Here is a 7,356-nt window from a genome sequence, read left to right as displayed (position 1 = left end):
CCCCAACCACAAGCACCACCCAACCGCCGCCATCAACAACACGGCCCGCGCCGATTGCACCCAAGCCAACCCCAAGCCCTCATACCGCAACAACTTCACCGTGGTCGCCGACAACCCCAGGAACAAACCCGCACCACCGAGGGGCGTCAGTGTCAGCGCCAAGGGCCGAAACAGTGCGCGATCACCCGCCACCCACGCGGCCAACCGCAGCAGCAGCCAGCAGCCGCCCCCCAATACCAACGAACTCCCCCCCAGATACAACACAATGCACAAGCCATCCAACCAACTGAAGCTGTCATTGAGCTGCGGATAATGAGTGAGCAACCACCACGGCGCGTTGTCTTGCAGCGGCCACAGCCAGTCATGGCCGACCAGCCACGTCGCCAGGGTTTGTTTGAGCGCGATAAACCACGGACTGACGGTCCATTGAAACGCCCCCATCGCCAGGCCGATCACACCAAACAGCAACAGCCGCGCGTCCCACGCCGAGCCTTGCTGATGGGGCGCCTGCAGGATCTCCTGATTGCACGAGCGGGCGATCAGTTGCACCGCGCCGCGTTGCCCGCTGCAGCGGCCACAGGCATGGCACTCGCTGGCCCCTTGCAGGCGGCGGATATCCAGCAGCGGCGCGCAGTTGGGCAGCGGCAGGCGCGGTGCGTCGTTGGCTTTCCAGCGCTGCTCATCCACCGCGAAATGCACCGGCGCCAGGCGGGCGAGCAGGGCGAAGACGCCGCTGACCGGGCACAGGTACCGACACCACACGCGCTTGCCGCGCACGAACAACAGGCCGACGATCACCGCGCCGAGGGTCGAGCCGCCGAGAATCAACAGTGCCGCCTGGGCGTAGTCATACACGCTGATCAATTGGCCGTAGAGGGTGGTCAGGCAAAAGCCCAGCGTCGGCCAGCCGCCCCAGCGCAGCCAGCGCGGAATACCGAGGCCGCGCCCGTGCTGGCTGGCCCATTCGCTCAGGGAACCTTCCGGGCAGAGCACGCCGCACCACAGGCGCCCGAACAACACCATCGACAGCAACACGAACGGCCACCAGAGGCCCCAGAAGATGAATTGCGCGAGCAGCGTCAGGTTGTTCACCAGGCGCGCCTGGCTGTCCGGCAACGGCAGCAGCGCCGGCAGCACCAGCAGCACGGCGTAGACCAGCACCACCGCCCATTGCACGGCACGGATCAAGCGCCCATGGCGGCGCATGCCATCGCCCAGGCGCTGCAGCCAGCTCATGCCGCGTGCCGCGAACGGCGCAGGCCGTTGCCCACCCACAACCAATAGCCGAGCAGCACCAGCACGGTGACCAGGCTCGGCGCGGCGCGGTAGCCGACAAAGTCAGCCAACATCGCGCCCAGGCCGTGGCTGTCGCTGAGCAGGGTACTGCTGTCCCAGCGGCTTTCACCGAAGCTCGAATAGACCCACTCGGGCATGTCCATCGCCAGCAATTGCCCGCTGATACGGTCCACGGCCGCCACCAGCAAAGCCCCGCCGAGCAGCAGCAACAGCGTTTCGCTGAGGGCGAAAAACAGCGACCAGGAAATGAAGCGCCGCGTACTGCGCAACAACAGCACCGTGAGCCCCGCCAACACCAGGCCCAGCACGCCGCCGATCGCGAACAGGTTCAGCGCCGGGCCCTGCAGACGCGCGCCGGCACCGTACAGAAACACCACGGTTTCACTGCCTTCGCGGCTCACCGCCAACAGCGTCAATAGCAACACGCCCCAACCGCCCTGGCGCGCCAGGCGTTCATCGGCTTCGCGTACCAGGGTGTTTTTGAGTGTGGCCGCGTGACGATGCATCCAGAACACCATCTGCACCATCAGGCCGCTGGCCAATAACGTCAGCGCCGCTTGCAGCCATTCGCCCTGGGGGCCGGTCATGGCCTCACCGGCCCACAGCATCAAGCCGGCCAGGCCGGCGGAGCAGAACAAGCCCAGGACCACCCCGGCCCACAGGAAACGCCCCAGGCGCGAGTGCGCGGTCTGGCGGCTGATCCAGACCTGCAGAATGCCGATCACCAGCAGCGCCTCGACGCTTTCGCGCCAGACAATAAACATCGATTGATTCATCAACGGCTCCCGGGGCTATTGGGCAAGGATGCTGCCTTCGGGCAACTGTGGGTTGAACTCGTCAAAGAACGGATACAACCCCGGCGTGAGCGGGTGGATCACGACGAAGGTGGTCACGCCGGGCGACAAGACTTTCTCCACGCGCAGCGGCGTGCTCTCGAATTCGGCCGGGCCTTGGCCGAGGTTGTGCAGCACGATCTTGAAGCGCTCGCCGGCCTTGACCGTGAGTTGCGGCGGGATGAAGTGGCCGTCCTGCAGGGTCAGTTCATAGGTCGGCAACGGCGCCGCCAGGGCCGCGCCGCTCAGCAGCAAGCTGCCCAGCAGCAAGGCGCGACGCATCAGTAGCCGCCTTTCTTGCCGATGCCGGCATAGACGAATTCGTAGTGGACTTCGCAGCGTTCGAACCACGGTGCGACCCCGGTTTCCTTGTCGGTATGGCGGCCCAGGGACTGGTGGCCGCTGGGCGGCAATACGCTGAAGGTCAGGGTGTATTTGCCTGGGCCTTGCAGCTTGACGTTGTCGCCGTAGTGCGGCCCGTCATTGGCGACCATGGCGTGGAAATCACCGGTGATCGGCGTGTCGCTGCCTTGCTTTTTCAACGTAAAGGACAGGTTCAGGTACGGCACGAAACTGCCTTCCTGGAAGCCTTGGGCATTGTCCGCCGTGGCGCGCACATCGGCTTCAAGGTGGACGTCGGAGTCGGCCGTGGCGCGCATCATGCCGGCGGGTGCCATCTCGATCGGTTGCAGGTACACCGCGCCGATTTCCAGGCCTGGGCAGTGCTGCGGCTCGCCGATCGGGTACTCCTTGGCGAACGCCGCAGAGGTGGACAACAGCAGGACCAGGGACACAGTAGAAGGAATACGCATGGAGGCTTCCTGACGGGTGAGGTGGAAAGAACCCGAGTCTAGGAAGGTTGATCGTAAATAATAATGATTCTTGTCAAGTTTCTGCGATATTTCATGTTGCCCAATCTTGACCGCAGTCAAGGCCATGCCCCCTCGAGCAGGTTAGGTTGACTCTATTGTTCGCCGGTAGGGAACCTCATCATGGCCAAGCCTTTTCCGCTGCACCCCAAGCACCCCGAACGCATCTGCTGGGGCTGCGACCGCTATTGCGCCACGACCGATCTGGCCTGTGGCAACGGCGCCGACCGCACCATGCACCCGGCCGAGATGATCGGCGATGACTGGTACGAGCACGGCGACTGGGGACTCACCCCCGAGCCACCTGCCACGGACGAACCGTCAGCGGCCTGATCAATCAACGCAATGGCTGGTTGTACGGCGGATGGGCGGTTACTCTTCCTACTCAGTTCAGGGAGAGGTGACGCAGATGTCGTTGATCACAACCATCGAAGACTTACGCAAGCTGGCGCAAAAACGTGTTCCAAGGATGTTTTACGACTACGCCGATTCCGGCTCTTGGACTGAAAGCACTTACCGGGCGAATGAAAGCGATTTTGCCCAGATCAAATTCCGCCAACGGGTGGCGCGTAATATCGATAAACGTTCGATCCGCGCCACCATGATCGGCCAGGACATGGCCATGCCAGTCGCCCTGGCGCCCACCGGCCTGGCCGGGATGCAGCATGCCGATGGTGAGATTCTCACCGCCCGTGCCGCTGCTGCTTTTGGCCTGCGCTACACCTTGTCGACCATGAGCATCTGCTCCCTGGAAGACATCGCCGAACAGGTCGGCCAGCCATTCTGGTTTCAACTCTATGTGATGCGCGACCGCGCTTTTATCGAGCAATTGATCGAGCGCGCCAAGGCCGCCGGTGTCGATGCGTTGGTGTTGACCCTGGACCTGCAGATCCTCGGCCAACGTCACAAGGACCTGATCAACGGCCTGTCGGCACCGCCCAGACTGACCCTGCCGAATATCCTCAACATGATGACCAAGCCGCGCTGGGTGATGGGCATGCTCGGCACCAAGCGTCATGGCTTCGGCAATATCGTCGGGCATGTCAAAGGTGTGGCGGACATGAGTTCGCTGTCGGCATGGACCGCCCAACAGTTCGACCCGCGCCTGAGTTGGGACGATGTGGAATGGATCAAGAAATGCTGGGGCGGCAAGTTGATCATCAAGGGCATCCTCGATGTGGAAGATGCGCGCCTGGCGGCGAATGCCGGCGCCGATGCGTTGGTGGTGAGTAACCACGGCGGTCGTCAGTTGGATGGCGCGCCGTCGAGCATCAGCCAATTGCCGGCGATCGTCGAGGCGGTGGGCGAGCGTATTGAAGTGTGGCTCGACGGCGGTATCCGTTCCGGCCAGGACGTGCTCAAGGCCATGGCATTGGGCGCCAAAGGCACCCTGATCGGTCGCCCGCATTTGTACGGTCTGGGCGCGATGGGTGAAGCGGGGGTGACCAAGGCGCTGGAGATCATCGCCCGCGAGTTGGACGTGTCGATGGCGCTGTGCGGGTATAACGATATACGCGATGTGAATCGCGAAATTTTGCTGCCTGGCACCTTTCCCCAAGGCGCGGGCTGAGCAAAAAAATCGTAAAAAAATAAAAAGAGTTGTCCACGAAAACCGTGGGTATCTCTGTGGATAACTTTGCGAGGGCCCGGCAGGGGTTGGCGATTCAACCCAAGGTCAATATTTGATCAACTTCTGGCGCGGGCCAGCATAGGCTGGGTTTGCGCTTGACAGCCCCGCGTGAACCCAGTGCCGAAAACCCATTTTATGAGTCGTTGGCGCGCCCGGTTGAGTGGGTGACAACCTGTGTCGGCATCTTCGCTTGCATCAGGTTGTCCAGCGCTTTGCGATAGCTGCGCCCGGCCAGGCTCATGCTGTTGTTGTGGCTGGCGCCGGGCACCAGCAACAGGCGCTTGGGTTCCTGGGCGGCGGCAAATAATTGCTCGCTGAACCGTGGGGGAACGTAGCGGTCGTCCAGGCCGTGGACCACCAGCAGTGGCATATGGATGTCGGCAATCTTGTCGATGGAATCGAATTTCTGCGACAGCAGCCAGCGCACCGGCAAGGCGGTATCCGCCAGGGAATGCCCGTAGATCAGGCGTTTACTGATTGCTTGCAAAGTATTGCGGCATTCAAGCGTCGTCCGCTCAGGCGAGCGCCACCACCTGCACGCGATTGCGTCCATAGGCCTTGGCCTGGTACAGCGCCTGGTCGGCCTGGGACAGTAAGTGCGAGAGGTCGTGGCCTGCCGCCGTGGTGGTGACGATGCCGATGCTCACGCTCAAGAACCCCGGCGTCAGCAGGTCCAGTTCGGCAAACCCGCGGCGGATGCGCTCGGCCACTTCAAACGCCCCGGCCGCATCGCTGTCGGCCAGCAGGCAGGCGAACTCTTCACCGCCGATACGCGCAAACACATCACCGCTGCGCAACATGGCCCGCGTCATCTGGCTGAAGGCGATCAGCGCCTGGTCGCCCATGGGGTGGCCGAAGCTGTCGTTCAGGCGCTTGAAGTGGTCCAGGTCGCACAGCAGCAGGGCCGTGCTGCGCTGGCGACGGCTGCAGTCGGCCAGCAGTTTTTCGCCCCTGAGCATAAAGGCGCGGCGGTTGCCGGCGCCGGTCAGCGCATCGCTGAAGGCGGCGGCCTTGAAGCGCAACTCGGCACGCTCCTTGACCATCGCCAGGGTGATGTAGGCAATGCCGATGGCATACAGCATCGATTCAAACAGCATGAACGAGAAAAACGGCGCGCCTTCACCCCCCGAGGCCTGGGCGTTTTTCAGCGGCAGGCCGGCGTCGGTGATTGCGCGTATGCCATAGAACGCGGTGTGCCAAAGGATCAGCGCCAGCGCGGGAGCGTAGGCGACTTCCAGGGTCGCGCGGTTGCGCCACAGCTCCAGGGCCGACAGCACGCCATAACCGGCCGCCAGCAGCGAATACAGGGTGACCCGCGCCGACAGCGAACCATAGAACTGCGGCAACAGGCACATCAACAGCCACACGCCACACCCGGCAAAGATCCCCGGCAGGCTCGGCTTGCGCTGCACGAAAGCGCGCATGGCGGTCCAGTTCATCGCGGCGCTGAGCAACAGCACGACATTGCCGAGGATCAACGCGACAAAGTCCAGGCCCACGCCGCGCACCGCGATCAGCCCGGTGCCCAGGGTGGCGAGCAGCAGCATGATGCCGAGATAGCCCAGGGTCGGTTCACGGCCACGGCTCCAGGCATGCACGGTGAGCAGGCCCATCAGGCAGAACACGAACACGGCGACTATCAATAGCGTCGGGATATGCAGCGACATTGCCTTGCCCTTGCAGAGACTTTTTGTGGGGCCCGATTGTAGCGGTATGCGACCGGCTTGACGTTGGCGTTGCTGGCGCGACATGCTCCTGCTCCTTTGAGCAAAGGCCCGACCATGGACAACAGCCCCGTTCGCATCACCGCCGAAGAAACGCTCTCGGAGAATTGGTACCTGCTGAAAAAATACAGCTTCGACCTGCGCCGCCGAGACGGCAGCTGGCAGGCCCAGACCCGCGAAGTGTACGACCGGGGCAACGGCGCGACCATCCTGCTGTACAACCGCGCCCAGCGCACTGTGCTGCTGATCCGACAGTTCCGCATGCCCACATTCGTCAACGACTACCCCGGTTACCTGATCGAAGCCGCGGCCGGGTTGCTGGACAACGCCAGCCCTGAGGAACGCATTCGCCTGGAAGCCGAAGAAGAGACGGGCTATCGCGTGGGGCATGTGGAGAAGATCTATGCGGCATTCATGAGCCCGGGATCGGTGACGGAGCGGATTCACTTTTTCCTCGGCGAATACCAACCGGAGGATCGGGTGGGAATGGGCGGCGGGATCGAAGAGGAAGGCGAGGACATTGAGGTACTGGAACTGGGGTTCGAGCGGGCGTTGGCGATGGTGGCGAGCGGTGAGATCGTGGATGGGAAGACCATCATGCTGTTGCAGCATCTGGAATTGCGGATGTTGAAAGAGGGATGGTGAGAGTGGGGCGTGTCGATATCCGTTTTCTCAAAAGTAGCCAAAACTAGGCCCGGTGTGCCCCAGATCAAAAGCAAAGCGGCCTTATAGCCGACCTGACTCTGCGAGCCGAACTCGGTCAAAAATGTGGGAGGGGGCTTGCCCCCGATAGCAGTGGATCAGCCATGCATGTATTGGCTGACAAGCCGCCATCGGGGGCAAGCCCCCTCCCACATTTTGATCTCCATGGATCAGATAGAACTCGTTCTGCTCTGGCTCTTGCTCTTGGGCGCGGCCTTATAGCCAACCTGATCCTGCAAGCCGAACTCGGTCAGAAATGTGGGAGGGGGCTTGCCCCCGATGGCAGTGTGTCAGTCACTACA

The 7,356-nt window shown here is 62.5% G+C and carries 8 protein-coding genes and 1 pseudogene; 3 read left to right on the top strand and 6 right to left on the bottom strand.

The window, feature by feature from the left end:
* From AC07W0_RS30705 to AC07W0_RS30690, 4 genes are all read right to left on the bottom strand, one after another.
* Window positions 1–1,236 (bottom strand): 4Fe-4S binding protein (locus AC07W0_RS30705; protein ID WP_102618999.1); only part of this gene is annotated, 1,236 nt, incomplete at its 3' end.
* Window positions 1,233–2,072 (bottom strand): FTR1 family iron permease, encoded by an 840-nt coding sequence (locus tag AC07W0_RS30700; protein WP_017849311.1) that lies wholly within the window; start codon window positions 2,070–2,072, stop codon window positions 1,233–1,235. The genes AC07W0_RS30700 and AC07W0_RS30705, both read right to left, overlap by 4 nt.
* 15 nt (window positions 2,073–2,087) lie before the next feature.
* Window positions 2,088–2,411 carry a cupredoxin domain-containing protein gene (locus AC07W0_RS30695; RefSeq protein WP_017849310.1) on the bottom strand — a complete coding sequence of 108 codons (324 nt, stop codon included), beginning with the start codon at window positions 2,409–2,411 and terminating at the stop codon, window positions 2,088–2,090.
* Window positions 2,411–2,941, bottom strand: a complete 531-nt coding sequence (locus AC07W0_RS30690) for an iron transporter (RefSeq protein ID WP_017849309.1) — start codon at window positions 2,939–2,941, stop codon at window positions 2,411–2,413. Before AC07W0_RS30690 ends, AC07W0_RS30695 begins: the two co-directional genes overlap by 1 nt.
* 180 nt (window positions 2,942–3,121) lie before the next feature.
* On the opposite strand from AC07W0_RS30690, the gene AC07W0_RS30685 reads away from it, so the two are divergent.
* Complete coding sequence (locus AC07W0_RS30685; protein ID WP_017849308.1) at window positions 3,122–3,331, top strand: DUF3079 domain-containing protein; 210 nt, start codon at window positions 3,122–3,124, stop codon at window positions 3,329–3,331.
* A 76-nt stretch (window positions 3,332–3,407) separates the two neighbouring features.
* The gene (locus AC07W0_RS30680) at window positions 3,408–4,568 is read left to right on the top strand and encodes an alpha-hydroxy acid oxidase (RefSeq protein WP_079444110.1); all 1,161 of its coding nucleotides are present in this window, start codon (window positions 3,408–3,410) and stop codon (window positions 4,566–4,568) included.
* A 193-nt stretch (window positions 4,569–4,761) separates the two neighbouring features.
* Here AC07W0_RS30680 and AC07W0_RS30675 read toward each other — a convergent pair.
* Together AC07W0_RS30675 and AC07W0_RS30670 are read right to left on the bottom strand one after the other, a co-directional pair.
* Window positions 4,762–5,079, bottom strand: a pseudogene (locus tag AC07W0_RS30675) (alpha/beta hydrolase); the annotation flags it as partial.
* Between the two features lie 64 nt (window positions 5,080–5,143).
* A complete protein-coding gene (locus AC07W0_RS30670; RefSeq protein WP_102619000.1) occupies window positions 5,144–6,295 on the bottom strand; it encodes a GGDEF domain-containing protein in 1,152 nt (383 codons plus the stop codon).
* 114 nt (window positions 6,296–6,409) lie between these two features.
* Here AC07W0_RS30670 and AC07W0_RS30665 point away from each other — a divergent pair, with 114 nt between their 5' ends.
* Entirely contained in the window at window positions 6,410–6,997 is a 588-nt protein-coding gene (locus tag AC07W0_RS30665; protein WP_017849304.1) for an NUDIX domain-containing protein, read from the top strand.
* Window positions 6,998–7,356 lie beyond the last annotated feature (359 nt).

It is taken from the genome of Pseudomonas sp. GW704-F2, from assembly GCF_059423025.1.
Note: the sequence above shows the minus strand (reverse complement) of the source record. Positions and strands in the feature narration are given on the sequence as shown.

Coding starts and splice junctions, on each gene's coding strand:
- AC07W0_RS30700 (WP_017849311.1), bottom strand. CDS start 2,072: ATGAATCAATCGATGTTTATTGTCTGGCGCGAAAGCGTCGAGGCGCTG.
- AC07W0_RS30695 (WP_017849310.1), bottom strand. CDS start 2,411: ATGCGTCGCGCCTTGCTGCTGGGCAGCTTGCTGCTGAGCGGCGCGGCC.
- AC07W0_RS30690 (WP_017849309.1), bottom strand. CDS start 2,941: ATGCGTATTCCTTCTACTGTGTCCCTGGTCCTGCTGTTGTCCACCTCT.
- AC07W0_RS30685 (WP_017849308.1), top strand. CDS start 3,122: ATGGCCAAGCCTTTTCCGCTGCACCCCAAGCACCCCGAACGCATCTGC.
- AC07W0_RS30680 (WP_079444110.1), top strand. CDS start 3,408: ATGTCGTTGATCACAACCATCGAAGACTTACGCAAGCTGGCGCAAAAA.
- AC07W0_RS30670 (WP_102619000.1), bottom strand. CDS start 6,295: ATGTCGCTGCATATCCCGACGCTATTGATAGTCGCCGTGTTCGTGTTC.
- AC07W0_RS30665 (WP_017849304.1), top strand. CDS start 6,410: ATGGACAACAGCCCCGTTCGCATCACCGCCGAAGAAACGCTCTCGGAG.